Source organism: Methylocystis sp. Se48 (genome assembly GCF_056269425.1).
The window spans coordinates 2,594,405-2,619,485 of sequence record NZ_CM149850.1 but is presented as its reverse complement, the minus strand read 5'-3'; the positions used below and the strand labels follow the sequence as shown (position 1 = coordinate 2,619,485).

Annotated in this window: 24 protein-coding genes; 14 read left to right on the top strand and 10 right to left on the bottom strand. The window is 67.5% G+C overall.

Annotated elements, in window-relative coordinates; genetic code table 11:
• Positions 1 to 4: 4 nt before the first annotated feature.
• Both ACV959_RS12865 and mnmA read right to left on the bottom strand, forming a co-directional pair.
• Positions 5 to 727, bottom strand: coding sequence for a class I SAM-dependent methyltransferase (locus tag ACV959_RS12865; protein WP_475736984.1), 723 nt, complete (start codon positions 725 to 727; stop codon positions 5 to 7).
• On the bottom strand, positions 724 to 1,965 hold the full coding sequence (mnmA, locus tag ACV959_RS12860) for a tRNA 2-thiouridine(34) synthase MnmA (RefSeq protein ID WP_475736983.1): 1,242 nt from the start codon (positions 1,963 to 1,965) through the stop codon (positions 724 to 726). Before mnmA ends, ACV959_RS12865 begins: the two co-directional genes overlap by 4 nt.
• Positions 1,966 to 2,181: 216 nt before the next feature.
• Between mnmA and ACV959_RS12855 the strand changes: the two genes are divergently transcribed.
• Positions 2,182 to 3,114: a ribose-phosphate pyrophosphokinase gene (locus tag ACV959_RS12855; RefSeq protein ID WP_475739662.1), complete on the top strand. Its 933-nt coding sequence runs from the start codon at positions 2,182 to 2,184 to the stop codon at positions 3,112 to 3,114.
• Between the two features lie 29 nt (positions 3,115 to 3,143).
• On the opposite strand, the gene ACV959_RS12850 is transcribed toward ACV959_RS12855, so the two are convergent.
• Positions 3,144 to 3,920, bottom strand: a complete 777-nt coding sequence (locus ACV959_RS12850) for a hypothetical protein (protein ID WP_475736982.1) — start codon at positions 3,918 to 3,920, stop codon at positions 3,144 to 3,146.
• Positions 3,921 to 4,086: 166 nt separating this feature from the next.
• On the opposite strand from ACV959_RS12850, the gene ACV959_RS12845 reads away from it, so the two are divergent.
• Positions 4,087 to 5,610, top strand: a complete 1,524-nt coding sequence (locus ACV959_RS12845) for an acetate--CoA ligase (RefSeq protein WP_475736981.1) — start codon at positions 4,087 to 4,089, stop codon at positions 5,608 to 5,610.
• An 84-nt stretch (positions 5,611 to 5,694) separates the two neighbouring features.
• On the opposite strand, the gene ACV959_RS12840 is transcribed toward ACV959_RS12845, so the two are convergent.
• Positions 5,695 to 6,138, bottom strand: coding sequence for an integration host factor subunit alpha (locus ACV959_RS12840; protein WP_475736980.1), 444 nt, complete (start codon positions 6,136 to 6,138; stop codon positions 5,695 to 5,697).
• Positions 6,139 to 6,399: 261 nt separating this feature from the next.
• Here ACV959_RS12840 and ACV959_RS12835 point away from each other — a divergent pair, with 261 nt between their 5' ends.
• The 3 genes from ACV959_RS12835 to ACV959_RS12825 are packed head-to-tail and all read left to right on the top strand — an operon-like array spanning position 6,400 to position 8,908.
• Entirely contained in the window at positions 6,400 to 6,717 is a 318-nt protein-coding gene (locus ACV959_RS12835; protein ID WP_475736979.1) for a hypothetical protein, read from the top strand.
• Positions 6,718 to 6,719: 2 nt separating this feature from the next.
• Positions 6,720 to 8,399: an OmpA family protein gene (locus tag ACV959_RS12830; RefSeq protein WP_475736978.1), complete on the top strand. Its 1,680-nt coding sequence runs from the start codon at positions 6,720 to 6,722 to the stop codon at positions 8,397 to 8,399.
• Positions 8,396 to 8,908 (top strand): Rab family GTPase, encoded by a 513-nt coding sequence (locus tag ACV959_RS12825; protein WP_475736977.1) that lies wholly within the window; start codon positions 8,396 to 8,398, stop codon positions 8,906 to 8,908. The genes ACV959_RS12830 and ACV959_RS12825 overlap by 4 nt, the downstream gene beginning before the upstream one ends.
• Here the strand turns inward: ACV959_RS12825 and ACV959_RS12820 are convergent, their stop codons facing one another.
• Positions 8,909 to 9,565 (bottom strand): response regulator, encoded by a 657-nt coding sequence (locus ACV959_RS12820; protein ID WP_475736976.1) that lies wholly within the window; start codon positions 9,563 to 9,565, stop codon positions 8,909 to 8,911. It abuts the gene before it with no gap.
• A 461-nt stretch (positions 9,566 to 10,026) separates the two neighbouring features.
• A complete protein-coding gene (locus tag ACV959_RS12815; RefSeq protein WP_475736975.1) occupies positions 10,027 to 10,392 on the bottom strand; it encodes an AprI/Inh family metalloprotease inhibitor in 366 nt (121 codons plus the stop codon).
• 181 nt (positions 10,393 to 10,573) lie between these two features.
• On the opposite strand from ACV959_RS12815, the gene hemN reads away from it, so the two are divergent.
• Both hemN and ACV959_RS12805 read left to right on the top strand, forming a co-directional pair.
• Complete coding sequence (gene hemN / locus ACV959_RS12810; RefSeq protein ID WP_475736974.1) at positions 10,574 to 11,920, top strand: oxygen-independent coproporphyrinogen III oxidase; 1,347 nt, start codon at positions 10,574 to 10,576, stop codon at positions 11,918 to 11,920.
• Between the two features lie 34 nt (positions 11,921 to 11,954).
• Positions 11,955 to 12,344 carry a hypothetical protein gene (locus ACV959_RS12805; RefSeq protein ID WP_475736973.1) on the top strand — a complete coding sequence of 130 codons (390 nt, stop codon included), beginning with the start codon at positions 11,955 to 11,957 and terminating at the stop codon, positions 12,342 to 12,344.
• Here ACV959_RS12805 and ACV959_RS12800 read toward each other — a convergent pair.
• Positions 12,334 to 13,347 carry a sterol desaturase family protein gene (locus tag ACV959_RS12800; RefSeq protein WP_475736972.1) on the bottom strand — a complete coding sequence of 338 codons (1,014 nt, stop codon included), beginning with the start codon at positions 13,345 to 13,347 and terminating at the stop codon, positions 12,334 to 12,336. The two genes, ACV959_RS12805 and ACV959_RS12800, sit on opposite strands and share 11 nt — an antisense overlap.
• Before the next feature lie 139 nt (positions 13,348 to 13,486).
• On the opposite strand from ACV959_RS12800, the gene ACV959_RS12795 reads away from it, so the two are divergent.
• From ACV959_RS12795 to ACV959_RS12785, 3 genes are all read left to right on the top strand, one after another.
• Positions 13,487 to 13,618, top strand: coding sequence for a hypothetical protein (locus tag ACV959_RS12795; protein ID WP_475736971.1), 132 nt, complete (start codon positions 13,487 to 13,489; stop codon positions 13,616 to 13,618).
• Positions 13,619 to 13,703: 85 nt separating this feature from the next.
• Entirely contained in the window at positions 13,704 to 14,801 is a 1,098-nt protein-coding gene (locus ACV959_RS12790) for an ATP-dependent DNA helicase (protein WP_475736970.1), read from the top strand.
• 7 nt (positions 14,802 to 14,808) lie between these two features.
• On the top strand, positions 14,809 to 15,099 hold the full coding sequence (locus ACV959_RS12785; protein ID WP_475736969.1) for a hypothetical protein: 291 nt from the start codon (positions 14,809 to 14,811) through the stop codon (positions 15,097 to 15,099).
• A gap of 3 nt (positions 15,100 to 15,102) precedes the next feature.
• Here the strand turns inward: ACV959_RS12785 and ACV959_RS12780 are convergent, their stop codons facing one another.
• Positions 15,103 to 16,317: a hypothetical protein gene (locus tag ACV959_RS12780; protein WP_475736968.1), complete on the bottom strand. Its 1,215-nt coding sequence runs from the start codon at positions 16,315 to 16,317 to the stop codon at positions 15,103 to 15,105.
• 132 nt (positions 16,318 to 16,449) lie between these two features.
• Between ACV959_RS12780 and ACV959_RS12775 the strand changes: the two genes are divergently transcribed.
• Entirely contained in the window at positions 16,450 to 17,049 is a 600-nt protein-coding gene (locus ACV959_RS12775) for a hypothetical protein (protein WP_475736967.1), read from the top strand.
• A 9-nt stretch (positions 17,050 to 17,058) separates the two neighbouring features.
• On the opposite strand, the gene ACV959_RS12770 is transcribed toward ACV959_RS12775, so the two are convergent.
• A complete protein-coding gene (locus tag ACV959_RS12770) occupies positions 17,059 to 17,547 on the bottom strand; it encodes a hypothetical protein (protein ID WP_475736966.1) in 489 nt (162 codons plus the stop codon).
• 21 nt (positions 17,548 to 17,568) lie between these two features.
• Complete coding sequence (locus tag ACV959_RS12765; protein WP_475739661.1) at positions 17,569 to 18,087, bottom strand: HNH endonuclease; 519 nt, start codon at positions 18,085 to 18,087, stop codon at positions 17,569 to 17,571.
• 536 nt (positions 18,088 to 18,623) lie between these two features.
• Between ACV959_RS12765 and ACV959_RS12760 the strand changes: the two genes are divergently transcribed.
• The 3 genes from ACV959_RS12760 to ACV959_RS12750 all read left to right on the top strand — a co-directional run bounded on the left by ACV959_RS12760 (position 18,624) and on the right by ACV959_RS12750 (position 25,057).
• The gene (locus ACV959_RS12760; protein WP_475736965.1) at positions 18,624 to 19,994 is read left to right on the top strand and encodes an undecaprenyl-phosphate glucose phosphotransferase; all 1,371 of its coding nucleotides are present in this window, start codon (positions 18,624 to 18,626) and stop codon (positions 19,992 to 19,994) included.
• 89 nt (positions 19,995 to 20,083) lie between these two features.
• Positions 20,084 to 21,304: an exonuclease SbcCD subunit D gene (locus ACV959_RS12755; RefSeq protein WP_475736964.1), complete on the top strand. Its 1,221-nt coding sequence runs from the start codon at positions 20,084 to 20,086 to the stop codon at positions 21,302 to 21,304.
• Positions 21,305 to 25,057, top strand: coding sequence for an AAA family ATPase (locus ACV959_RS12750; RefSeq protein ID WP_475736963.1), 3,753 nt, complete (start codon positions 21,305 to 21,307; stop codon positions 25,055 to 25,057).
• The last annotated feature ends 24 nt before the right edge of the window (positions 25,058 to 25,081 follow it).

The following is a 25,081-nucleotide window of genomic DNA, read 5'->3' as shown; positions in this document are numbered from 1 at the left end:
TGGCTCAGGCGAATTCGAGCGCCGGCGGCGTCAGTTCGACGGCGTCGGTCTGCTCGGCGGGCAAACGCTGGATGCGGATCAGCGAGAAGAGGCCGAAGGGCGCGAGCAGGCGGCGCTCCATGAGCTGCATGTCCGGCCGCTGGTCGATCCAGTCGCCGATGATGGACCAGGGGAATTGAGGCCGCCAGCCGAGCTTGGGCGCCACATGGCGGTCCAGCCAGGCTTCAAGCAGCGCGAGCGGATCGTCCTTCCGGCTGATGTGGTTGACGAGAATGATCTCTCCGCCGGGACGCACGACGCGCGCCAGCTCGTCTAGCATGGCCTCCGGCTCGGGCGCCACGGTGAGCACATAGGGGGCGACGACGCAGCCGAAGGAGGCGTCCGCGAAGGCCATGCGGGTCGCGTCCATCTTGTAAAGGCCCGCGACGTTGCGCAGTTCCTCGCGCTCCACGCGTTGCGCCGCGCGGCGCAGCATGGGCTCCGAGAGATCGACGCCATAGATTTCCGCCTGTGGCTCGAACATTGGCAGTTCGAGCCCCGTGCCGACGCCGACGTCGAGAATCGGGCCGTCGGCCTGGGAGGCGGCGGCGGCCAGGGCGCGTCGGCCCGGCTTGAGGATGGCCGTGAAGGTCAGGTCGTAGATCGGCGCCCATCGCGCATAGGCCGCCTCGACGTCGCAATTGTCGAGCGTTTCGCCGTCGCGGCTGTAGTCTCTCGCTTCGCTCATCTGGGCGCCCCTCGCGCGGTTACGGCGCGCGGCGTCGGCGCCATGGTTTGAACTCTGCTCTGCGCAGGCTCGACGGCGGCGATGAAGCCGCCCCCGAGCACGCGCGCCTCACCTTCGGCTGCGTCGTAAAAGACGCAGGCCTGACCAGGCGACACGCCGAATTCGCCCGAGGCGAAAACAACGGTCGCCTCGTTCCCTTCCCGTGCGATCAGACGCGCCGGAACAGGCGGCCGCGTCGAGCGCACCCGGGCCAAGATGTCGATCCCCTGCGGCGGCAAGCCAGAAAATCTCCCCGGACCGATCCAGTTGACGTCGCGCAACGCCACCGCGCGCGCCTCCAGCGCCTCGCGCGGGCCGACCACCACCTGCGCCCGGGCGGCGTCCAGCCGCACGACGAAAAGCGGCTGCGCGTCGCGGCCGGCGACCGCCGCCCCGAGCCCAAGGCCGCGCCGCTGGCCGATCGTATAATGAATGACCCCGGCGTGGCGGCCGAGCACGCGGCCGTCGACGTGAACGATGTCGCCGGGCACCGCGGATTCCGGCGCGAAACGCTGAACGACGTCCGTGTAGCGGCCGCTCGGGACGAAGCAGATGTCCTGGCTGTCCGGCTTGTCGGCGACGTCGAGCGCGTAGCGCCGCGCCATCTCCCGCACCTCGGCCTTGGTGAAGTCGCCGAGCGGAAAGCGCAGCATTTTCAATTGTTCGCGAGTGGTGGCGAACAGGAAGTAGCTCTGGTCCCGCGACGCGTCCCTGGCCCGATAGAGGGCGCGCCCGCCTTCGCCGTCGTCGCGGGACGAGATGTAATGCCCGGTCGCGAGGATATCCGCGCCAAGATCCTTCGCCGTCTCGAAGAGGTCAGCGAATTTGATGAACTGGTTGCAGGCGATGCAGGGAACCGGCGTCTCGCCGCTGGCGTAGGAGGCGGCGAATTCGTCGATCACCTTCTCCTGAAAGCGCCGCTCATAGTCGAGCACGAAATGGGGGATGCCGAGCCGCGCCGCAACCGCGCGCGCGTCCTGGATGTCCTGGCCGGCGCAGCAGGCGCCCTTGCGGTGCGTCGCCTCCCCGTGATCGTAGAGCTGCAGGGTGACGCCGATGACGTCGTAGCCCTGTTCCTTCATGAGCGCGGCGACGACGCTCGAATCCACCCCTCCGGACATGGCGACGACGACGCGCGCCGCTCCTGGCGCCGCCGGCATGGTCGCAAGCTTATCCGAAACGCTGGTGCAGACCGTCATTCTGGGAGGTTACGCGTTCGAGTGGCACGGCGCAGACCCCGCCCGACGCGCTGCGCGGGGGAGACAGCATAAAGACATTTAGATCATTACCGGTCCGCGACGCAATCGCGTCGGATGAAGAGTCCGCCATATCCGCGTCATATTGTTCCCCGGCCTCCCGGCTGCTAAGACGCGCGCGAAACAGCAGCGGGTATGGGGACCGGGTCCATGGCGGCGATGAAACTTCTGGCGGGCAACTCCAATCGAGCGCTCGCGGAGGCCATTGCGGCGCATTTGAACGTCGCGCTGTGCCGGGCGCATGTCCGGCGCTTCGCCGATCAGGAAATCTGGGTCGAAGTGCTCGAGAACGTTCGCGGGCAGGATACTTTCGTCATCCAGTCGACGTCCTTTCCCGCGAACGACCATTTGATGGAGCTGCTCATCATGATCGACGCGCTGCGCCGGGCGTCCGCCCGCCGCATCACGGCGGTCATTCCCTATTTCGGCTACGCCCGGCAGGACCGCAAACAGGGGCCGCGCACGCCGATTTCGGCCAAGCTCGTGAGCAATCTCATCACCCGCGCCGGCGCCGACCGCGTCCTGACGGTCGATCTGCACGCGGGGCAGGTGCAGGGCTTCTTCGATATTCCCACCGACAATCTCTTCGCCGCGCCCGTGATGGTCGCCGACATCAAGGCACATCGCCAGCTCAAGAACGCCATGGTCGTCTCGCCGGACGTCGGCGGCGTGGTGCGCGCCCGCGCGCTGGCCAAGCGGATCGACGCCCCGCTGGCCATCGTCGACAAACGCCGCGAACGCGCGGGAGAGTCCGAGGTCATGAACATCATCGGCGACGTGGCGGGGCACAATTGCATTCTCGTCGACGACATCGTCGATTCGGGCGGCACGCTCTGCAACGCCGCGGAAGCGCTGCTGGCGGCGGGCGCCGAGTCGGTGCACGCCTATATCACCCACGGCGTGCTCTCGGGCGCGGCGGCGGAGCGCATCGCCGCCTCCAAGCTCAAGGAGCTCGTCATCACCGACACGATCCGCGAGACGGACGCCGTAAAAGCTGCGCAGAATATCCGTGTCATCCCCATCGGCCCGCTCATCGGCGAGGCGATCGCCCGCACGGCGCGCGAGGAGAGCGTGTCGAGTCTATTCGATTGAGGGGGAACCGGGCTCGCGGACCGAACGCCTCACCCCGCCTGCGCCGCCCGCGGCGGCGTCGCATAGTTCTGCACGCTGCCGTCCACGAAGAAAACCTTCTTCACCAGAAACACGGCCCGCAGATTGTCCTTGTCCTCGCTGACGATCCGTCTGCCCTTTTCGTCTAGCCTTTTCGCGTCGACATGCTGCTCCCAGCGCAGCGCGCCGTTTTCGGCGATCAGCGCGCTTACGGAAATCTTCGAGCTGTAGAGCAGGGCGTCCTGTCCGTCGGAGAGTTTCATCACGCCCTCGAAGGCGCGGATCGGCTTGCCCGCGAGGTTCTCGAAGCTGAGCGCGAACTTCACCCGATCGCCTTCCTCGCCGCCTGGGACAATTTCCTTGTCCATGAGCGCGAAGGCGATCGGGGCGGGCTGCTCCGTCGTCTGCGGGCGCGCGGCCTCGGCTCTGACGGCGGCGGCCCTCGCGAGTTCCGGCTTGACGGGCGGGGCGGGGATGTCGGCGGGCGGCCTCGGATCGGATTTCGCCTCGCCGCCTCTAAGAATGCGCGCGAGTTCGGCCTTGTCCGCCGGCTTCACGGCGTGCGTCGGCGCCTCGGCGCGTTTAGGCTCCGACGCGGGCCTGGCCGGTTGCGGGGCGGGTTCGGTTTTCTCCCGTGAGACGAGCGCCATGATTTTCGGCTCAATGGCCTCGCTGTTCCTTCCGGCGAAATAGCCGCCGGCGGCGCAGGCGACGCCGAAGGCGAGCGCCACGCGGGCGGCTGAGCCTTTCGAGGCCGGAGCCTTTTTCTTCGCCACGTTCTTCGTCATGCCGCAGCTCCCGAAACTTTGAATCGAATCTGCGGCAAGCATGGCGCATCCGGCAAAGTTAGAAAGCGCCGCGCGTTCATTTGGTTGATGGAGGGTTAACAAATCCGGCGGGCGCCTTCCGCCGCGCCCCCTTGCCCTCCCGCCGCGCCGGCGCCAAAAGCGCGGGATGAGCCAGACCGCAACTCGCGAACCCGTTCCCGACCGCTTCAATCTCGCCCGCTACTGCCTCGCGGAAAACGCGCGGCTGCGGCCGCATGTCACGGCGATCACGGTTGTCGGCGACGCGGGCGCGCAGCGCTGGACGCACGCCGAACTGGATCTGAACGTGCGCCGGCTGGCCGCGGGGCTCCGGTCGCTCGGCCTGCCGACCGGCGCGCGGGTGATGATCCGGATGGGCAACGAGGCCAATGCCGCGCTGACATATTTCGCGGCGATCGCGGCGGGTTATGTGGCGCTGCTGGCCTCCTCGCAGCTGACCTTTGAGGAAGCCGATTTCCTTCTGAAGGATTGCGGAGCCTCCGCGCTGGCGCTCGGCGCCGCCTTCGAGGCCGAGGCCCATGAGAGCGGCGCGATCGTGCTGCGCGGGGCCGATTTGGCGCGGCTATCGGAGTGCGCGCCGCTCGACGGCTATGCGGATACGGCGGCTGAAGATCCCGCCTATCTGGTCTACACTTCTGGCACCACGAGCCGGCCCAAGGGCGTGCTCCACGCGCATCGCGCCGCCTGGGGACGACGGCCCATGCGGGCGCATTGGACGGGGCTCGGCCCCGGGGACGTGATGCTGCACGCGGGGGCCATCAACTGGACCTATACGCTTGGAGTCGGCATCGTCGATCCATTGTCCGCCGGCGGCTCCGCCGTGCTTTACAACGGCCACCCCGATCCCAACGTCTGGCCGCGCCTCATTGCCGAACATCGGGCCACGATCTTCGCCGCCGTGCCCGGCGTCTACAGGCAAATACTGAAATACGCCGCGCCGGAGACGGCCGATCTGTCGAGCCTGCGTCACGGCCTTTCCGCCGGCGCCGCCTTGACGCCGAGCCTTCTCGCCGAATGGCGCGCGCGCACGGGCAAGGACATCTACGAAGCTTTCGGCATGAGCGAATGCTCGACCTTTATTTCCAGCGGGCCGACGACGCCGGTGCATCCTGGCTCTCCCGGCCGCCCGCAGCCGGGCAGGGTGGTCGCCGCTCTCCCGCAGGATGGCGGCGAGACGCCGTTGCCGCCGGGGGAGACAGGCGTTCTCGCCGTCCGCCGCGACGATCCGGGCTTGATGCTCGGCTACTGGAACCGGCCGGATGAAGAGCGGGAGGCCTTCCGCGGCGATTGGTTCGTCTCCGGCGATCTCGTGGCGTTCGACGCGGATGGCTACATGCACCATCACGGCCGCGCCGACGAGGTGATGAACGCCGGCGGTTACCGGGTCTCGCCGGCCGAAGTGGAGAAATGCCTTCTCTCCTTCGATTGTGTCGCGGAGGCGGCCGCCGCGGAGCGGCCGGGGCGCGACGCGGATACGACGATCATCAAGGCCTATGTCGTCATGCGCGACAATGCGCCGCATGACGAAGCGGCGATCCTCGCGCATTGCCACGAACATCTCGCCGCCTACAAGCGTCCGCGCGCGGTGATCTTCCTCGACGCGCTTCCGCGCAACGCCAACGGCAAGCTCGATCGACGCGCGCTGCCTTGAAAAACAGGCGGACCCGACAGCGCCGCGGGGCAGGTTGGCGCTGTCGGGCCCTCACATCCGTCGCGGGGCAGTTGGACGGATGTATTACGCTTTATCCCGAATGGACTCGGCCAGCGGCCGCTCTCCGCTTCCTCGTGCGCGGCCGTCGCCGTCTCGCGCGGCCGGCGCGCGCCCGTTGATGGCGGCTTTCATATTTGGCGACGCCTTGAACACCACGACCCGGCGCGCTTCGATCGGCACGGGTTCGCCGGTTCGCGGATTGCGGCCGGAACGCTCATGCTTCTCGCGCACGACGAAGGAGCCAAAGTCATGCAGCTTCAAGGTTTCGCCGGAAACCAGCGTCTCCACCATTTCGTCGATCACGCTGTCGGCGAGCCGTTTCGCCTCGCGGCGGGAAAGTCCTGGCACGCGTTCGTAAATCGCGAGCGCGAGATCCTGGCGCGTGAGCGTTCCGCGCGGACCCTCGTGACCGTCAACAGACGGCGCCCCTCCGGGCTTTCTGAAATCGGATTGCTTGTCGCTCGACATGACTATCTACCAATCTTGCATCGTTCCAACGCCCTTAGTGATCGCTAACCTTTTGTGGCGCCGGAAGATTGCGTGAACTTGCTCGTAGCGCGTCGAATTCGACAGTGCTGATTGTCACGGTCTTTCCGTTACTTTCGTCATCTTTGCTCGTCTTTGGCGGCCCTGCGTGATAGGAGTGTCATCATTCGATCGTCGGGAGGTTCCGCGGCCACGGCGGAAGCGGACAATCGATCGACAATTTGCGGCATTCGAGGGTTTTGCATGGATAGCGGCAAGGACGAACAGCGCACGGGCGACGCGGCGCCCATCGGCATGCTCTTCGATCCCATGGAACAGATGCGCGAGCTGCTGTTCGGAGCGGCAAAACGTGAAACAGAAAGCCAACTTGCCGCACTCGATCGAACGATCGAGGACATGCGCCGGGAGTTCCTCGCGCGCTTCGAAGCGCTCGAGAGTCGCCTCGTCGAGATTGCTCAGGAGTCCGAGAAGAACCGGTCCGAGTCCGTCTCGGCGATCGGCGGCGCGATCGCCGATCTCGGCGCCGCGATCCAGAACATGAGCGCGAATCGGAAGGCGTGACCATGTCGGCTCCCGACGGCGTGGAAGCGTTCGAAAAGCTCAAAACCCTTTTGCTCGGGGACGCTCTGCGTCGTCTTGACGCGACCGCTGATCGTCTCGAAAAAATCGACGCCCGCGTCGGCGACGACAGGAAGCTGGGAATTTCCGCAGGCGACGCGCTCGTCGACGCCGTAAAGCGCGCGGAAGAAAAGAACCCGCGCGAATTGTCGCGAGCGCTGGCGCCGCTCGTCGTTTCGGTCATCCGCTCCGAGATCAAGAACTCGAAGGACGCGATGGTCGAGGCGCTCTATCCTATCGTCGGCCGTCTCGTGACCGCCAGCGTCGCGGGCGCGTTTCGCGATCTCGTCGAAACGCTGAACGCGCGCATCGACGCGCTCGTTTCCGCGAATTCCTGGCGCCTGCGTTTTCGCGCCATGGCGACCGGACGCTCCATGGCGGAAGTCGCGCTCGCGGAGGCGGAGGCCGGCCGGCTGAAACGCGCACTGCTTCTCGAACGCGGCAGCGGACGTTTGCTCGCCATCTGGCCGCCCGTCGGAGAAACCCCGGAGGGCAAGGACGCCAACGCCGATCTGGAAAGCGGCATGATCGCCGCGATCACCGAATTCGCAACCAAGGTCTATGCGGATAAGGGCGGCGAATTGCGCATGCTCGACATCGGCTCGGGCAAGGTCTTCCTGCGTGCGTCGCCGCGCGTCATCGTCGCGGGCGAGTTCGGCGGCGAATTGTCGCGCCAGCGCGAGCGCCGGCTCGACGACGCCTTTCTCTCGATCGTGGAGCGTCACGAGGCCGACGAGGCGTCCTGCACGCCCGAAGCGATCGTCGGTCTGCTCGACGAGGCGCTGGCCGATCCGGCGGCGAAGCCGAAGAGCAAGGCGCCGGTCGCGATCCTCGGCGCCGGTTTGGCCGCGCTCGCGGTCTGGTTTTCGTGGCCCCCTGCGGTTCACGCTTGGCGCGCGCATCGCATCCGCGACGCCTACGCGGCGGCGATGGCCGGCCATCCGGCGCTCGCGCAATATCCGCTGCGTCTCGACATCGAGCACGACGCCGGGCGCGCCGTGCTGCGCGGGCTCGCCGCCAATGACGCCGAGCCGCAGGCGGTCGCGGACGCCATGGCGTCCGCCGCCGCGCCCTACCGAGTGGAACGGGAAATCCAGATCGTCGCGCTCGCCGCGCAGACGCAGGAACTGCGCGCCGGCGAAACGCGCGCGGCCGCGACCTTGCAGGAGGCGCTCGCGCAAATCGACGCCTTGCGCGCGGAGCTGCGGCAAACGCGCGCGGCGTTCGATCGCCTCGCCGCCGAGCACGACTCGCCTCGCGCGAAACTTCAGCGCTTCGTCGAAACGTTCGCGGTGTTCTTCTCGGACTCGGACACGCTGCTGAATCCGGCCGCCGCCGCAGCGGGGCTCGACGAACTCGCGGCGCTGCTGAAGGCGAGCGACAGTGGGTTGCGCGTCGTCGGTTACGCCGACGACGTCGGCGCGACGGTGTCGAACCGCTCGGCCTCGCGCAAGCGCGCCGACAAGATCGTCGCTATGCTGGTCGAGCGCGGCGTGCCGCGCGGCAAGCTCGCGCTCGTGTCGCGGTCGACGCTGAATCCCATCGCCGACTCGACGCTGGACACGATCCGCAGCCGCCGCGTGTCGTTCGAATTGCCCTTCGCCGGGGAGTTCGACGTGCGATGATGTCGGCCAAAGTCATGCTTCTCGGCGACATCGGCGTGGGCAAATCCTCGCTCGCGAGACGCTTCGTTTTCGACCGTTTCGAGAGCGACTACAAGACGACGCTCGGCGTCGACGTGCTGACCCATGACGTCGATCTTGGCGTCGAAGCCGATAATGACAGGCTGCGCTTCGTTCTTTGGGATACGGACGGCGATTTCGGCGCGCGCATCTTCGAAACTGTCTATCTCGCGGGCGCCTCGGCGGCGATCGTCGTCGCGGACGCCACGCGGCCGGCGACGCTCGTCAAAATGGCGGGGCTCGTCGCGCGTTTTGAGGAAATGTTTCCCGGCCGTCCCGTTTCCGCAATTGTGAACAAGATCGACCTCTTGCCTGGCGGGCTGCCGCGCGACGGGGAGGGCGCGGCGCCGGCGAATGGCGTCGTCTACACCAGCGCCAAGACGGGCGAGGGCGTCGAGGGGATGTTTCTTGCGCTGGGCCGCGCCATCTGGCGTCGAAGCCGCGCGGCTTGATCAGCGGTCGGAGAGCGCGCGGATCGCGAGTTCAGTGCGGCTGCGCAAATGAAGCTTGGCGAGGATCGTCGAGACGTGGTTCTTGACCGTGCCCTCGGCGAGACCCATTTCGCGGGCGATTTCCCGGTTGCCCTTGCCGGCCGCGACATGCGCCAGCACGTCCTTCTCGCGCTCGGTCAGCGGCTCCTCGTCGTTCGACGGGGCGGCGAGCTTCGGCGCCTTCACGCGACGGAACTCCGCGAGGATTTTCGAGGCGACGCTAGGAGAAAGCCGAGGCTCGCCCCGCGCCGCCGCGCGGACGGCGGCGAGTATTTCGCTCTCCTCCGCCTCCTTGAGCAGATAGCTCTGCGCCCCCGCGGCGATCGCTTCGAAGACGAGTTCGTCCGAGTCGAAGGTGGTGAGCATGATGACCCGCGTCTCGGGCGCCTGGGCGAGGATCGCGCGCGTCGCCGCAATGCCGTCCATCCGCGGCATCTTCAGGTCCATGAGAATGACGTCGGGCGCGTAGGCGCGTGCGGCGGCGACGGCCTGCTCGCCGTCCGCGGCGGCGCCGACGACGTCGATATCCGGCTCGAGCGAAAGAAGCGCCGACAACGCTTTCCGGATCATGGCTTGATCCTCGGCGATCATCAGGCGGATCGGTCTTTCGGCGGTCACGCGGGCTGCTCTCCAAAGTTGCGCTCAAGCGTTACAATATTCACAAGCGCGCCGCGAGGCAAAGCTGACTGGCAGATGAACGGCGCAGACACGTCCTGTTCAGGGAAGAGGCGCCATATTGAGCGCCATGGGATCAAGTCGAAGACTTGGTCCGAAACGAAGGGCGCCCTCGACGCCTCTCATCCGCTGCGATTGGGACGATGGCGGCGCGGCCGCCGGTCCGACCCTTTATGGCGCGGTCTTGGGTTCCTGCCGTTCCTTCGCCGATCGACCCTTCACGGACGATTGGGGAAACTTCATCGATTGTCGCGGACCTCGGGTCTGCGATGACGGCCCCGCCTTTGAGGCCGAGCCGGAGTAGCGTCCAGTCCTGCGTATTGGTTTCCGCCGCCGCCTTCCCGCCCCTCTCGCGCGGCGGCGGACCATGAGCCTCCCGGAGCGATCCGGGAGGCTTTTTTCGATCAGATGGGTTTGAAACCGAGAGATTTCCCTTCCTTGGGGTCGCGGCGCCAGACGCCGGCGTCGTCGCGCTCGAAATGGGCCTTGTGCCCCTTGCGGGCGGTGAGAACGAGACGACCGTGCTCCAGCGACCACCGCACGGGATCGAAAATGACGATGCCGTTGTCGCGGCAGGCGGGCGCGAGCTGCGCCCGCGCGCCCCCGAAAAGCGTTAGCATGCAGCCCGTGTCCTTGTCGTCACGCAGAATGGCGTAACGGCCGGCCGCGTCGCTCGCCGCGAGGGCGTCGGCGGACGGCAAGGCGACAAGCGCGGCCGTTGCGAGGCCAAGACGCCGGATTGTCACCGCGCGCAAGGAAAAAAGCGACATGGACGCCTGCTCCGATCGAGTTGGAATCACGCGCAGTCTGCCCTTTCCGGGCGCATGGGCCAAGACTATTCGTCAGCCGCGACGCGAAGGCGCGCCAATCTGTAGCAGCGGGAGCTTTTGCGCCGGGCCGGCGGGCGCGTTAAGCTTCTAAAAATCCAAGTCGACAAAGGGACTCCGCGCAATGGACCCGGCCTCTCTCTCCCTCGCCGAACGCGCCGTTCCGCGCTACACGAGTTATCCGACGGCGCCGCATTTCTCGAAAGACGTCGGCGACGCGCAGATGCGCGACTGGCTCGCCGCGCTCGATCCGCACGCCTCGCTGTCGCTTTATTTTCACGTTCCCTTCTGCGCCGCGATCTGCTCCTACTGCGGTTGCCACACCAAGGCCGTGCGGCAGGAGGCGCCGCTCACCGCCTACAAGGAGACGCTGCTGCGGGAGGTCGAGCTCACCGCCCGATCGACCCGCGCGCGCAGCGTCGCGAGCATTCATTGGGGCGGCGGCACGCCGAGCATTTTGGGGCCGGCGCGTTTCGGCGAGATCGTCGAGCGCGTGCGCGACCTCTTCGACGTGACGCCCGAGACCGAGCACGCCATCGAACTCGACCCGCGCATCCTCGACGTTCCCATGGCCGAAGCGCTGGCGCGCGCGGGGATCAACCGCGTGTCCTTCGGCGTGCAGGATCTCAACCCGCATGTCCAGGAGGCGGCCGGGCGCCTCCAGCCCTTCGAGGTCGTCGAGCGCGCCGTCGCGCTGGTTCGCGCGGCCGGGGTCGGCGCGGTAAATCTCGACCTGATGTATGGTTTGCCGCGCCAGAGCGTCGAGGACGCCGCGCGCACCGCGACGCTCGCGGCGTCGCTGACGCCGCAACGGCTTGCGGTCTTCGGTTACGCCCATGTGCCCTGGTTCAAGGCCAATCAGAAGCTCATCGACGCCGCGGCGCTTCCCGGCGCGGCCGAGCGGCTGGCGCAGGCCGCCGCGGCGCGCAGGACGCTGGAGGGCGTGGGTTACGAGGCGATCGGCCTCGATCATTTCGCCCGCGCCGACGACCCGCTCGCCGTCGCGGCCAGGGACGGCCGGATGCGGCGCAATTTCCAGGGCTATACGATCGACGCCGCCACAGCCCTGCTGCCATTCGGCGTGTCGTCGATCGGCCGCCTGCCGCAGGGCTTCGTGGGCAACGCCACTGATCTCGCGGGCTGGCGCCGCGCGGTCGAGGCGGATCGTTTTCCGGTGACGCGCGGGCTCGCTTTCTCGATCGAGGATCTCGCCCGCGGCGACGTGATCGAGCGGCTGATGTGCGATTTCGCCGCGGATTTCGGCGCCGTCGCGCTGGAGCACGGGTTTCCCGCCGACGCTTTCGACGACGCCCGCGTCCAGTTGCAGGCGCTCGCGAACGATGGCGTGGTGACGTTGGCGGGGCGGCGGGTCAGCGTCACCGAACGCGGCCGCCCCTTCGTCAGGCTCGCCGCCGCCGCTTTCGACGCCTATCTACAAGCAGCGCCGGCGCGCCACTCCTCGGCGGTTTGAGCGCGGGGCAGGGGGGCATTGCGGGAGGCGCTGCATGTCGCCGCTGACGGCCTTTGTCGCCAAGCTCCTTGGCGCCTATTCCCTTTTCGCAGGCCTGTGGCTGCTGCTTCGCAGGGACGCCGCGCTCGCGCTCGTCGCGCGCGTGGAGAAAGATCCCGTTTTTCTGTCCGTGATCGGACTCGTCCGGCTCGCGATCGGGCTCGCCATGGTCATCGGTCATGATCGCTGGAGCGGCTGGGTGGAAATCCTCGTGTCCCTCATCGGCTGGATCACGCTTTTCAGAGGGCTCGCGATGATGTTTCTGCCGGCCGGCGCGCTTGCGCGCTTCATGGCGTCCGCGCGTTTCGAGGAACGCCTGCCGCTTTACGGTCTGGGCGCGGCGCTGCTCGGCGCCGCGCTGCTGACCGGCGGCTTCACTGGCTGATCCGGGCCGGCTTTTCGAGCGGAATCGACGCCTCGGGCGCGGGAACCTTCGGGATCAGCGCCGCGGCGACGTTGCGGAACGGCGTCAGCACGAGTTCCGTCACGCAATGCGGATCGACGCCCGGCTCCTCGACGCCGAAAGCGAGGCGCGGCGACTCCTCCTGGGGGATGACGAGCGTGCCGAACAGCCAGTCGTAGATCGCGAGAGCATTGCCCATGTTGCTGTTGTAATGGGCCGGGTCGATCGAGTGATGAATCTGGTGATGCGCCGGGCTCATCAACAGCCGGCCCCAGACGCCGCGCAGCGGCAGCCAGACTTCCGAATGCTGCAAATGAACGAAGGTGAAGAAGAACAGCACGAGGATGACATTGGCGCCGTCGACGCCGAATGCGGAAACATGCTGGCCGAGCGCGAAGGCGAGGACGCCGCAGGAGGCGCCGACGCAGAGCGCGACGACATTGGTGAACATCAGCGAGTCGAGCGGATGGACGCGCCATACCGTCAAGGGCGTGAGCCGCTCGGCCGTGTGATGCGTCTTGTGCATCTCCCACAAGGCGGGAATGCGGTGCTTGAGATAATGGTCGAACCAATAGCCGAATTCGAAGGCGAGGAAGCCGACGACGGTGACCAGGGCGCGCAGCAGCCACTGCGGCGCGCCGGTCTCGGGGCGGAAGCCGAAACGATCGACAAGCGCGCCTTGCGTGAAATCCGCGACCTGGCCGACCGCGAGACAGCCCCAGCCGATGAGGACGCCGGTGACGAAGACATTGACGAAGAAGTAGAAGGCGTCCGCCTTCGTCGAGCGGTTCAGCAGCAGCTTGCGGGAAAAGAAGGCGCGCGACAGCGCCTTCAGCCGCAGACGGCCGCGCCGCCGGTATCGTCGATGGGCGAGAAAGCCGAAGCCGAGGACGAGACCCGCCGCCAGCGAATAGAGCGAAAAATGCGAGCCAGGGGAGAAAAGAACGGGGTGCAGCTTGTCGCTCAGGCTCGCCAATACGCTCATAACGCCCGCTCTTTGTCAGATTTCTCACTGTCTCGACGCTAGAGGGCGCGGGTAAAACTTCTCTCAATGAAATTCACGCCGAGGGCGGCGTTGCGGCGTCAATTCGACGCATTCGGCGTTGAACGTGAGGAGCGCGGCCATGGTCGAAGCAAAGGAACTCTTTCGTAACCCCAAATTTGTCGCGCTTTGGGTGGCGATCTGGGCAGGGCTGCTGCTCGCGATCGAGAACATCCTCACCAAGATCAGCCTGTTGATGCAGCTCGCGCAATAGCGCCGTCTGGAGCGACCCCCGCTTGTGAGAGGATGCTGGCTCCGGCAGTGTGCATGTTCCCGATTCGATCCCGCCTCACGGAAACATGCCTGTCTGGACGCCCGAGCAGGACAATGCGCTGACCGCGGTGGCCCGCTGGCTGGAGACGCCTCGCGGCCCGCAGGTGTTCCGCCTCTTCGGCTACGCCGGCACGGGCAAGTCTACGCTCGCGCGCCACATCGCGGAGCATGTCGATGGCGACGTCGCCTTTGCGGCCTTCACCGGCAAGGCGGCGCTCGTCATGCGCTCCAAGGGATGCAAGGATGCGCGCACGATCCATAGCCTCATCTATCGCGCGACCGATTCGGAGACGGCGGAGCCGTCCTTCGTGCTCAATGACGAAAGCGATGCGTCGCGCGCGCGGCTGATCGTCATCGACGAATGTTCGATGGTTGACGAGGAACTTGGGCGCGATCTTCTGTCCTTCGGCAAAAAGGTTTTGGTGCTCGGCGATCCGGCGCAATTGCCGCCGGTGAAGGGCGGCGGCTTTTTCACCGAGGCGGAGCCGGACGTGATGCTGACGGAAGTCCATCGACAGGCGGCGGACAACCCGATCATCCGTCTCTCCATGATTATCCGCGATGGCGGAACGCTGCAGCGCGGCGACTATGGCGAGGCGCGCGTCGTCTCGCGCGAGGGGCTCGATCCCGGGCTCGTCACGGGGGCCGACCAAGTGCTTGTCGGCCTCAACAAAACCCGGCGCGCCTACAACGGCCGTCTGCGGGAATTGCGCGGCTTCGCGGGAACGTTTCCGCAGTCCGGGGAAAAGCTCGTCTGCCTGCGCAACAATCGCAAGAAGGGCCTGCTCAACGGCGCGCTGTTCACGGTGAAAAGCGCGGGGGCGCTCAGGCGCGGCAAGATCAGAATGCTCGTGACCCCGGAGGAGGGCGAGACCGGCAAGTTCCAGCGCGTCGCCGTCATCCCGCACTTCTTCGAGGGCGGCGAGGGGGAAATCCCATACGCGTTGCGCAAGGACTCGGACGAATTCGATTTCGGCTACGCGCTCACCGTGCACAAGGCGCAGGGCTCGCAATGGGACGATGTGGCGCTCTTCGACGAGTCCTTCGCCTTCCGCGAACATCGCGCGCGCTGGCTCTATACGGGCGTGACGCGCGCGGCGAAAACGCTCACGCTCGTCATGTGAGGGCTCGATGACTCAGGACGCGACGATCGAGATGCGGCGGCTGAGCGACGGCGCGGTCTACCGCTTTCATGCAGCGGCGGCGGCGGAGGGTTTTCCGCAGTGGCGCCGGGCCGACAAGGACATCTGGATCAGGCGCGATCCGGCCTTCGGCTGGATCGTATGGGATGCGGAGGAGAATGCGCTGATGGGCCGGCCATGGGATATTTCGGTCGCCGATCAGGGCGCGCTTCCGCCCGAATGCGATTGGGTGAGTCGGAAGGGCGCGAATTCCTTCGTTTACCGGCTGGCCTTCGTGTGACGCTTATTTGCCCCAGGAGTCGATGGCGTCGGCGAAGACGCGTTCGCCGGACGCGCCTTTCTCCATATTGATCGTCGCCGCGCGGCCGTCGTTAAGTTGCAGCGGCAGGTCGAGCACCGAGAGCGAGCGCAGCAACTGGATGTTGCGCGCCTCGCGGTCGCCGCGCATCAGGCCGATGAGAAAATTATTGTCCGTGATCGGCACCGGGATGCCGGCGACCTTCTCGCCCGACTGCGCGTCGGGGCGGCGCATCTGGATTGGCCCGATGGCTTTCACGCCGCCGAGCGGGCTGTCGGCGGCCGGTTTGAACGAAACATTGATCGTATGCGAGGCGGAGAGAGTCGCGTCGTTATTCTTGCGGAACAGCAGGCTCATCTTCATCTTTGCGTCCGGGATGTCGACGTCGCCGCGGATCGCGGAGGCGACCGGCTCGCCGGGGCCGCCGCCGACATTCTCGAGCCGCCAGACGACAGTCGCGTTATAGATGCGGTCGACCTTGTTGGGCTCCTGAAGCGACGCGACCCAGAGCTCCGCCTTCTGCGCCACGGGCACCGCGGTCGTTGCGCGCTTGGCGGGAGCGGGCGCGGGCGCAGCGGCGCCGCCGTCGACACGGTCGTCGAATTTGCCGGCTTCCGCCGTCTCCGATTGCGACGAGTCGTCTTCCGGCTTCAGCTTCGCAAGATCCTCGGGGCGTTCGCGGAGATACCAGGCGAGGGAGCCGACAACGGCGATGAGCGCGAGAAGCACGCCGCCGAGCGCCAGAGTCCGCGGCGCGGGGCGCCGCGACTTGGGCGGCAGCGGCAGGGGCGCCGCGGGCCGTTGGGGTTCGCGCGCGGCTGGCGTTTCGTTCTCGGCGGCGGCGAGCGTGTCGCGCCAGGCGTCCTCCGCGGTGCGGTCCGGGGCCGGCTGAGGCGCCGAAGCCGCCTTCGAAGGTTCCGGGGCGGCTGGCTTCATTGCGGCGGCCGCCCCGGCTTCGGCGGGCGCGGGTTGGGCAGCCGGCGCGTTCCGAGCGGCGATTTCGATTTCGAGCCGGGTGATGGCTTCCTCGAGCGCCCTGCCTTCCGCTGCGATGTCGGCCTCCGCGACGGGCGGCTGAATCCCGCGCAGCTGGTTGAACAGCGCTTTCCGCGCCCGTTCATAGACGGCCTGTCTCGCGTCCGGCGTCTGCTGGGGGAGAGCGGCAATGGCGCGCGAGATCAACGAATAATAATCAGCCATGGTCGGTTAAGAGCACTTCCGGCCGGGGGCGTCAATCCTGAGCCACTTGTCAGTTCAAGAAAAACCGGGGATTTGAGCCGGATGGGCGGTCCTTGTCGCGCGGCGAAGGCCGGGCGTTGATTGGAGAGAAACATGTCATCGACAAGCTCGTTGACGCGGGCGTTTTGCGCGGCGCTGTTCCTCGCGCTTCTGAGGCCTCCGCAGGCGCAGGCCGTCAGCATGGACAAGGCGTCGACGATTCGCGACCAGTGCGAAATTTCGATCGGCCCGGATCTCATCGGCGTCGTCGCCTACATGCCGGATCGCTCGCGCGACAGGTTCTGTGCGGATTTTCCCGCGACGGGCCGAATCATCCTCACGATCGATCTGATCGCGGAGCGCCTGCGCGATCTGCCGATCGAGGTGCGAATCGTGAAGGAGCCGGGAAAGCCGCTTACGGAGGAAGACGATCTCGCGCCCCACACTGTCGCCTATTTCGCGCCGCGCGTTTATCCCGGCGGCGCGGTTCCGGTCGAGCACGTTTTCGAGGAGAGCGGCAATTACGCCGCCTTCATCACGGTGACGGAAGCGTCCGGCGCGAGGCGCGTCACGCGATTCGGCTTTACCGTCGGCGGGCCGTTGCAATTTTATGCGACGGCGATGCTGGCGGGGGTGCTTCTCGCAGGCGCGGTGCTCGTCTACTGGCGGCACAGCAACGGCGAGCGCAAGGGCGCGGGGCGCTTCCGGCTCTGACGGCGCCGTTCAGGGCGATGGTTCAACCGGTTTCGCGGGCGCGGCGATGAGCCAATAGATCGCGCCCGTCAGCGCGCCCGTAAGAAAAAACAAAAGTGCAAGGCGGCTCTCGGCCGGCGTGAACGCCTGGGCGCGCTCCAGTCCCTTCGCGGCGCGCGCGATCCAGGGCGAGGCCCCCGCAAGCACGCCGCTGACGCCGGAATACCAGACGAAGGAGCGCGCGCCGGCGGCTTCGCCGATCAGCGCCGCGATGGCGAGCGGCGCGACGCAGGTGGCGATCACGACCGCCCATAGCACGAAGCCCAGCGCCGAAGCTGCGGCCTCCGGGTCGCCGTCGCGCAGCGCTTCGTCGAGGATTGCGAAGAGGCCGGCCATCAGAGGCGCGAAGCCGGCGTCGCGCGTCGCGGGATCGAAAAGGGCGGAGACGACCAGAAAACCTGCGCCGACGCCGGAGGCGGCGACGAAGCCAAAGGCCATGACCATGAGACGTCGCAGCATCCGGCTCCTCGCCCCCGCGCCTTACGGCTCGAGCACCGAATCCCAATAGAGATAGTCCATCCAGCTTTCATGCAGATAGTTGGGCGGGAAAAGCCGGCCGTTGCGGTGGAGGTCGGCGATGCTCGGCTGGAACGGCGTTTGCGCAGGCGTCATATGCGCCTCGTGCGGCAGACGATCCCCCTTGCGCAGATTGCAGGGGGAGCAGGCCGCGACGACATTTTCCCAGGTCGTCGCGCCGCCCTTGGAGCGGGGAATGACATGGTCGAAGGTCAGCTCCTCGTGCGCGCCGCAATACTGGCAGGTGAAACGGTCGCGAAGGAAGACGTTGAATCGCGTGAACGCCGGCTGGCGGGCGGGTCTGACGTATTCCTTGAGGGACACGACGGAGGGCAGCCGCATCTCGAAACTCGGGCTTTTGACGGTCTTGTCGTATTCTGAAACGATATTGACCCGTTCCAGGAAGACGGCCTTGATAGCGTCCTGCCAGCCCCAGAGGGAGAGCGGATAATAGCTCAGGGGACGGTAGTCCGCGTTGAGCACCAGTGCGGGACAGGCCTGCGGCGAAACGGTCTGCTGACGAAAGTAAGCGGTCACCCTGCCTGCCTCTCGGTTTCTCGAGAAGGGCCCGATGGACCGCGCCAAGGTCCATGCGGCCTTTTGCGACTCCAAATAGTCTACAGGGAGGATGACGCCCTTGTGAAGCCGCCGCGCAAGCGGGGCAATCATTAATTTTCGGCGCCGCATTAACTTTAAGAAGCCATTGCCGAGGCGGAGCTGAAAGCCAAAACCTCCGTTCAAGTCATAGGCTTACGGCGGCGCTGCCGCTGAGGCGCAATTCAACATGAATTGTGAGGGGCTTATGCCTTGCAGCGCGACCGGCGAAGCGTCCCGGGGACCAGTTGTCTGTTCCGAATCAGGACGCGCGGATCGGTCGGAGTAGAGTCTTGTCTCAGCAGGTCGATTATACGAGCGCGTCGTCGCGCGTCAGAACCGGAAACATTCATAAAAACAAAAATTTCCGTGTGTCGCGGGAGAGAAGTCGAACAGTTTGGGCGCCGCAGCGCAATACGGCCTTCGTGCGGGCCTCCTTTTCCGTCCTCGCCGCCGCGCTGGATTTTTCGACAATCGTGATCTCAGCCGTCATGGTGCAGGCGCTTTATCATCTGGCGATCTACGGCTGGAACGGACTGACCGCCTCCAATCTGCAGATCAGCGTCATCGCCGCCGCGACCTTCGTTCTGGCCAATGCGGTCCGTAACGAATATTGCTTCTCGAAATACTTGCAATTGCGCGGCCATGCCTGGCGCTGCTTCAGCCTCTGGACGGTGGTGAGCCTGCTCGCGGTCGCGATCGGCTTCCTGACCCGATCGACCTCCGAGACGTCGCGCGCGGCTTTTCTTCTCGTCTATGGCGTCGGCTTCGTCGCGATCTTCGCGCAGCGCGCGACGCTCTCGCATTTCGTGCGCTCCAGCGCCGCCGCGGGCGGGGTTTCCGCTCGGCGGATTTTCCTCGTCGGATTCGAGCGCGAGGTCGAGACCTTCACCTACCGCTACAAGCCCTGGACCTGTGGCATGAACGTCGTTGCGGCGGTTGTTCTGCGCGACAATGCGGAGACGCTCGAAGATGACCTTACCCTCGCGGCGGCCTCTGCCCGCATGTTGCGGCCCGACGACGTCTTCATCCTCGCGCCCTGGTCGCGCGCGGAGGCGATCGACGCCTGCGTGACGGCGTTCCTGCGCGTGCCGGCCCGCATCCATTTGGGACCGGAGCGCGTGCTGGACCGTTTCGTCGACGCGCAGATCGACAAGGTGGGCGCGATTTCGAGCCTGAGCCTCTCCGGCCATCCGCTCAATCTGCTGGAGGTCGCCGCCAAGCGCGCCTTCGACATCCTCGTGTCCGCGACCGCGCTCGTTTCTTTGTCGCCGCTGCTGGTGGTCTGCGCCTTGCTCATCAGGCTGGAGAGCGAAGGACCTGTCCTGTTTTGGCAACGTCGATACGGCTTCAACCGCGAGACGTTCCGCATCGTGAAGTTTCGCACCATGACGACAATGGACGACGGCAGAGAGATCAAGCAAGCGACCGCAGGCGACAAGCGCATCACGCGCGTCGGCCGCTTCCTGCGCCGCTACAACATCGACGAGCTGCCGCAGCTCTTCAACGTCCTGCGCGGAGAAATGTCGCTCGTGGGGCCGCGTCCCCATGCGCTCGCGCACGACCAGCTCTTCGAGCGGCGGATCGCGCTCTATGCGCGCCGCCATAACGTCAAGCCGGGCATCACCGGCTGGGCGCAGGTCAATGGATTGCGCGGCGAGATCGACTCGCCGGAAAAGATCAGACTGAGGATCGAGCATGACCTCTACTACATCGACAACTGGTCGCTGCTCTTCGACGTCTGGATCATGTTCCTCACCGTCTTTTCGCGTAAGGCGTATCGTAACGCGGTTTGATTGGGCTGGGGGGCCGGGCGGCAGGCCAGGGCTGGCGCGTTGCGTATCGCTTGCCTTGAGCCTGCCGCTTGCGGCTTACTGCGGCTGACGTGATTCGACTTCTCCACACCGCCGACTGGCATCTGGGGGCCGCGCTGCAGGGATGGCCGCGCGAGGCCGAACACCGCGACGCCCTCTCTCAGCTCGTGGCGACGGCCAGGGCGCGCGCGGTCGACGCCGTGATCGTCGCCGGCGACATTTTCGACAGTCTCAACCCCTCCGCCGAGGCGCAGCGCCTGCTTTACGATACGCTGCGCGACCTGCGCGCCGCCTGTCCGCGCGCGACCATCGCGCTGCTCGCGGGCAATCACGATCCGGCGGGACGGCTCGAGGCGCCGCGCGCGCTGTTCGAGATGGCGGGCGTGCATTCGGTGGGCGTCGTCGCGCGGCGCGCGGGCGCGCTCGATCTGTCGACCCATCTCCTGCCGTTAATGGATTCATCCGGGCAAGCGGGCGCGCATCTGCTCATGCTGCCCTATCCGCGCGCGGCCGATCTGCCGATCGCCGGCCCGGAGGTCGCGGGCTCAGGCGTCGTCTGGGGCGTGCGAGAACTTTATCGAGAGGCCGTCGCAGCGGCGCGCAGGGAAATCGGCGCGGCGCCGCTCGTTCTCACCGGCCATCTGCATGTCGCGGGCGGGCTCGAATCCGAGGGCGCCGAGCGGCGCATTCTGGTCGGCGGCGAACACGCTGCGCCGCCCGACATTTTCCCGGCCGACGCCGCCTATGTCGCGCTCGGCCATCTGCATCGCCCGCAGAGCATCGGACGGGAAACCATCCGATATTCCGGCGCTCTGATCCCGATGTCGAAAACCGAGATCGACTACGCCCATGGCGTGACCATCGTCGAGATCGCCGACGGCGGCGCCGTCACGGTCGAGCATGTCGCCCTCACGCGCGCCGTTCCTCATTTGCGGCTGCCGCACCGCGGCGCGTTGGCGCCGGCGGAAATTGAAGCGGCGCTCGCGGCGCTCGCCATCCACCCGCAGACGCTCGACGCGGCGAAACCCTTCGTGCATCTCGCGGTGAAGGTCGACGGTCCGGCCGTCGGGCTCAAGGCGGAGATCGACGCCGTTTTCGAGAAGTTCCCGGTTCGTCTCGTGTCGCTCGCGGTCGAGCGGCCGGGGCGCGCCGACGCCCCGCAACCGGCGCCGGTGCGTCTTGCCGAGCGCCAGCCGCTCGATCTGTTTCGCGAGGCCTTCGAGGCGGCGCACGGGACCGCGCCCGGGGACGAACATCTGCGCTGTTTCGATCAGCTCGCCGAGGAGCAATAGGTGCGCATTCTCGCGATCCGGGGCGAGAACCTCGCCAGTCTCGCCGGGCGTTTCGAGATTGAATTCGAGCGTGAGCCGCTGCGCTCCGCCGGGCTGTTCGCGATCACCGGCGAGACGGGCGCGGGCAAGTCGACGATCCTCGACGCGCTGTGTCTCGCGCTTTACGACAAGTTCCCGCGCGTCGTCGCGCCGGGCGGCGCGGAGGGCGCGCCCGATCCCTCCGGCGACACGCTGGCGTCCGGCGATCCGCGCGCGATCCTGCGGCGCGGCGCGGGGCGGGGCTTCGCGGAGGCGGATTTCGTCGCGCGCGACGGGCGGCGTTATCGCGCGCGCTGCGATCTGATGCGCGCGCGCGGCAAGGCCGCCGGCAAGCTGCAAAACCGCGGCCGCAGCCTGTGGCGCATCGACGAAAACGGCGAGATGATCGAGGCGGTGGAGTCGGGCGTCGAGCCAGTCAATCGCCGCATTGTCGATCTCACCGACCTCACCTTCGACCAATTCCGCCGCACGGCGCTCCTCGCCCAGGGCGATTTCGACGCCTTCCTGCGCGCGGACGCGAAGGAGCGCGCCGATCTGCTGGAAAAGATCACCGGCGCGGAAATCTATGGGGTTCTGTCGCGGCGCGCTTACGAACGCGCCGATGCGGCGAAACGGGCGCTCGCGACGCTCGAAGAGCGCCAGGCCGAGATCGGCGTCATGGCCGATGAGGAACGCGCCGCAATGGGCGCCGAGATGGCCCATATCGCCGCGCGGCGCGCGTCGCTGGCGGCCGAGAGCCAGGAAACCCAGGCTGCGCTGCGCCGTCTCGACGCGCGGGCGCAGGCGCAGGCGAAGCTTGCGGAGGCGGAGAAGTCGCGCGCCGCCGCCGATCGTGCGTTGCAGGAACTTGCGCCCCAGCGGCGCACGCTCGCGGATCTCGCGCGCGTCGAGCCCTTGCGCGGTCCGCGCGACGAGGCGCGAAAAGCGGAAAGCCTCGTTGCGGAATCGCAGGCGGCGGCGGCGCAGGCGCGCGCGCGGGTCGAGGCGGCCGGCGCCGCGCTCGAGCTTGCGCAGACGCGGGAGCGCGCGGCGCGCGCCGCGCTGGAGGCGGCCGCTGAGGACATCGAGCGTTTCCAGCCGGTCTGGACGCAGGCGGCGGCGCTCGACGCGCGCGTCGAGGCTTTGGACAAGGAAACAGCGAAGGCGCGCGCGGACGAAGAATGCGCCCTTCGGCGTTTCGACAAAAAGCGCGCGGCGCTCGCGCAGGCGCGGGCGCAGGAGCAGGCGGCGGCGGCGCAATGCGACTCGGCGCGAAAAGCCTTCGACGCGCTCGCGCCTGCGCAGCCGTTGAGCGAGCGCTGGCGGGACATCGACGACTGGCTGTCGAAGCGCGCGCGCTTCGCGAAAGAGGCGGGCGAAACGTCGCGCGCCTTGGAAAAGGCGCTCGACGAAGCGACGCGCGCGCAGGACATGCGCGCGGCCTTCGACGAAGCGGACAGGAAGGACCGCGACGCGCTCGCGGCGTTGCTCGCGCAACTGCGGGAGCGCGAGGCGGCGCTTTCCAAGCTGGACCCGCCCGCGGCTCACCGGCGCTCGGAGGAGCTGGCGCGCGCACACGAGCTGTTGCAGGCGATGGCGCAATGGGCGCGGGCGTACGAGGCTGCGCAGGCGAAAGCGACAGACGCGACGGGAGACATCGCGCGCCTCGCAGAAGAAGAGGCGGCGCTGGCGCAGGTTCTCGCGGCGCTGCGCGCGACCCGGGCGGCCCAGGTGGCGCAGAAGGAAGAGGCTGAAAGGCTTGGGGAACTGGCGGAAGCCGCCGCTGACGCGCAAATCGCGACTCTGCGGTCGCGTCTCGAAGACGGAGAGCCGTGTCCCGTTTGCGGCGCGACGGACCATCCGTTCCGGCACTCCAACGAAGCCGCGCGGGCGCTGGTCGAGACATTGCGCGCGAAACGCGAAGCCGCGCGCCGCGCGCTGGCGCAGACTGACGCAGAGATCGCGTCGGATAGCGCGCGGGCAGCCAAGATGCGCGCGCTGCGCGAGGACGCGGCCCGCCGGCGGGAGGAGGCTCAAAAGGCGCTCGAAGACGCACGGCGGGAATATGCGGCGCGTCTGGCGCAACGCCCCCACCGGGATGCGCCGGAAAACATCGACGCCGCCCTCGAGCCGATCGACGCATTGATCCGCACCGTCGCCGATGAGCGTGTTGCGCTGAGGAAGATCGTCGAGTCCGCGCAACGTCTCGGCGGCGAGATCGACCGGCTGCGCAAGGCCGCGGATGCGCATCGCGACGCCATCGAAAAGCGTGAGGCCGCGCGCGCCGAGACGGAAGCGCTCGGCCGTCGCGCGGGGGAAGATCGCGCGCGGTTCGAAGAGGCGCTGAAGGCGGCGCGCGAACGCGTCGAGTCGCTCGACCGCGCGCTCGCGCCCTTCCTGACGCTCTGCGATCTGACGACCGGCGATCTCGACCGCGCCGCCGCCGATGCGCGCAGGCGGCTCGGAGAGGCGGGCGCGCGTTTCCGCGACGCGCAGAAGGCGTTGGAGAAGGCCGAGACGGGCCTCGCGGCGCTCGTTCCCGAAATCGCCTCCCTCGCGGCGGAGGAGCGCGCGCTCGCTCAACAGGCGCAGGCCGCGGCGAAGGCGCGGATCGAGCGCGAAGCGGATCTCGCCGCCGCGCGGGAGGCGCGCGGCGCGCTTCTGGACGGGGAGGCGACCGCGCCGCATCGCGCGCGCATCGAGGAAAAACACAAGGCCGCGCGCGTCGCGCATGAAGGGGCGCGGGACGCCCTTTCGCAGGCGGAAAAGGACAAGGCGGCTAGCGACGAACGCGCCGCCGGCGCCGAGCAGGCGCTGGAGAAAGCGCAGGCCGCTCTCGCGGCCGCGCAGGAGGCTTTCGGCGCGGCGCTGACGGCGGCGCGAGCCGACGAGGAAACCGCGGCCGCGTTGCTCGCGATCTCCCGAGAGGACGCCGAAGCGATGCGCGCCGGCGTCGAGGAGGCCCTGTCCGCCCTTCGCGCGGCGGAGGCGGCGGTTGAGCAGCGCCGCCGCGACGTCGCCGAGGCGGAGGCCGCCGGCGGGCCGGAGACGCCGCGCGAGGCGCTCGCCGCGCGGGAGACGGCCTTGGCCGGCGAGTTGGAGGCGCTCCTGAGGCGCGACGAAGCCCTTCAACAGCGCCTCGCGCAGGACGACGAGGCGCGCGCGCGCGCCGAAACGCTCGCGGGCGAGATCGCGTCCGCCCGCGCTACGCGAAAGATTTGGGACGAGGTCAACGAGGCGATCGGCTCGGCGAGCGGAGACAAGTTCCGCCGCTTCGCCCAGAGCGCGACGCTGGAGCAACTCGTCGCGCTCGCCAACCGGCGGCTCGCGCTGCTCTCTCCGCGTTACCGGCTGGAGCGCGCGGGGGAGGCGGGCTCGCTCGGGCTTCAGATCGTCGACCGCGACCTCGGCGACGAGCGGCGCTCCACACGCTCGCTCTCGGGCGGCGAGCGCTTCCTCGCCTCGCTCGCCCTGGCGATGGCGCTGGCGGGGCTTGAAGGGCGCGATTCCTTCGTCGATACGCTGTTCATCGACGAAGGGTTCGGCGCGCTGGATTCAGCGACGCTGGACGTCGCCATCGACGCGCTGGAAAATCTTCAGGGGCAGGGCCGCAAGGTCGGCGTCATCAGCCACGTCGAGTCTCTGCAACAGCGCATCGCCACGAAAATCCGCGTCGAGCGCCGCGGCGGCGGCGTGAGCGCCATGAGTCTGCAGGCGCCGGGTTATGGGGCGTGAGGGGGCGAGCGGCGGCGAGGCAGA

What these genes read in the sequence shown, in the direction of transcription:
- ACV959_RS12865 (WP_475736984.1), bottom strand. Translation starts at nt 727, where the DNA reads ATGAGCGAAGCGAGAGACTACAGCCGCGACGGCGAAACGCTCGACAAT.
- mnmA (WP_475736983.1), bottom strand. Translation starts at nt 1,965, where the DNA reads ATGACGGTCTGCACCAGCGTTTCGGATAAGCTTGCGACCATGCCGGCG.
- ACV959_RS12855 (WP_475739662.1), top strand. Translation starts at nt 2,182, where the DNA reads ATGAAACTTCTGGCGGGCAACTCCAATCGAGCGCTCGCGGAGGCCATT.
- ACV959_RS12850 (WP_475736982.1), bottom strand. Translation starts at nt 3,920, where the DNA reads ATGACGAAGAACGTGGCGAAGAAAAAGGCTCCGGCCTCGAAAGGCTCA.
- ACV959_RS12845 (WP_475736981.1), top strand. Translation starts at nt 4,087, where the DNA reads ATGAGCCAGACCGCAACTCGCGAACCCGTTCCCGACCGCTTCAATCTC.
- ACV959_RS12840 (WP_475736980.1), bottom strand. Translation starts at nt 6,138, where the DNA reads ATGTCGAGCGACAAGCAATCCGATTTCAGAAAGCCCGGAGGGGCGCCG.
- ACV959_RS12835 (WP_475736979.1), top strand. Translation starts at nt 6,400, where the DNA reads ATGGATAGCGGCAAGGACGAACAGCGCACGGGCGACGCGGCGCCCATC.
- ACV959_RS12830 (WP_475736978.1), top strand. Translation starts at nt 6,720, where the DNA reads ATGTCGGCTCCCGACGGCGTGGAAGCGTTCGAAAAGCTCAAAACCCTT.
- ACV959_RS12825 (WP_475736977.1), top strand. Translation starts at nt 8,396, where the DNA reads ATGATGTCGGCCAAAGTCATGCTTCTCGGCGACATCGGCGTGGGCAAA.
- ACV959_RS12815 (WP_475736975.1), bottom strand. Translation starts at nt 10,392, where the DNA reads ATGTCGCTTTTTTCCTTGCGCGCGGTGACAATCCGGCGTCTTGGCCTC.
- hemN (WP_475736974.1), top strand. Translation starts at nt 10,574, where the DNA reads ATGGACCCGGCCTCTCTCTCCCTCGCCGAACGCGCCGTTCCGCGCTAC.
- ACV959_RS12805 (WP_475736973.1), top strand. Translation starts at nt 11,955, where the DNA reads ATGTCGCCGCTGACGGCCTTTGTCGCCAAGCTCCTTGGCGCCTATTCC.
- ACV959_RS12800 (WP_475736972.1), bottom strand. Translation starts at nt 13,347, where the DNA reads ATGAGCGTATTGGCGAGCCTGAGCGACAAGCTGCACCCCGTTCTTTTC.
- ACV959_RS12795 (WP_475736971.1), top strand. Translation starts at nt 13,487, where the DNA reads ATGGTCGAAGCAAAGGAACTCTTTCGTAACCCCAAATTTGTCGCGCTT.
- ACV959_RS12790 (WP_475736970.1), top strand. Translation starts at nt 13,704, where the DNA reads ATGCCTGTCTGGACGCCCGAGCAGGACAATGCGCTGACCGCGGTGGCC.
- ACV959_RS12785 (WP_475736969.1), top strand. Translation starts at nt 14,809, where the DNA reads ATGACTCAGGACGCGACGATCGAGATGCGGCGGCTGAGCGACGGCGCG.
- ACV959_RS12780 (WP_475736968.1), bottom strand. Translation starts at nt 16,317, where the DNA reads ATGGCTGATTATTATTCGTTGATCTCGCGCGCCATTGCCGCTCTCCCC.
- ACV959_RS12775 (WP_475736967.1), top strand. Translation starts at nt 16,450, where the DNA reads ATGTCATCGACAAGCTCGTTGACGCGGGCGTTTTGCGCGGCGCTGTTC.
- ACV959_RS12770 (WP_475736966.1), bottom strand. Translation starts at nt 17,547, where the DNA reads ATGCTGCGACGTCTCATGGTCATGGCCTTTGGCTTCGTCGCCGCCTCC.